The organism is Burkholderia sp. LK4 (assembly GCF_001043615.1).
Lineage (GTDB): Bacteria > Pseudomonadota > Gammaproteobacteria > Burkholderiales > Burkholderiaceae > Burkholderia > Burkholderia cepacia.
This window is the reverse complement of the sequence record NZ_LDUL01000190.1, coordinates 1-498: the sequence shown is the minus strand read 5'-3', so window position 1 is coordinate 498 and position 498 is coordinate 1. Positions and strand designations below refer to the sequence as shown.

The following is a 498-nucleotide window of genomic DNA, read 5'->3' as shown; positions in this document are numbered from 1 at the left end:
CTGCGCGGTCAGGTCGCGCGTCGTTTGCGCGAGTGCATCACAGATTTCCTGCTGACGGCCTGCGCTATGCACGCCTGCGCGTTGCCATTCGTCACCGAGCTTCGCGGCCATCGCGGCCAGCGATTCGTTCCACGCGGTGAGGCGTGCTTCGTCGCGCGCCGCCAGTTGCGTCTGCAGGCCCGTGTGCGACTCGCGAATCGTCGACAGCAGATCGTTCGAGCGCTGTTCGAAAGCCGAAGCCTGCGCGGTCAGGTCGCGCGTCGTTTGCGCCAGCGCGTCGCAGATTTCCTGCTGACGGCCCGCGCTGTGCTCGCCTGCGCGTTGCCATTCGTCGCCCAGCTTCGCGGCCATCGCGGCCAACGATTCGTTCCATGCGGTGAGGCGCTCCTCGTCGCGTGCGGCCAGTTGCGTCTGCAGGCCCGTGTGCGACTCGCGAATCGTCGACAGCAGATCGTTCGAGCGCTGTTCGAAAGCCGAAGCCTGCGCGGTCAGGTCGCG

The 498-nt window shown here is 67.1% G+C and carries 1 pseudogene; it reads right to left on the bottom strand.

Annotation, left to right across the window (positions count from 1 at the left end):
* Positions 1-498: pseudogene (locus VK92_RS38855) on the bottom strand (DUF802 domain-containing protein); the annotation flags it as partial.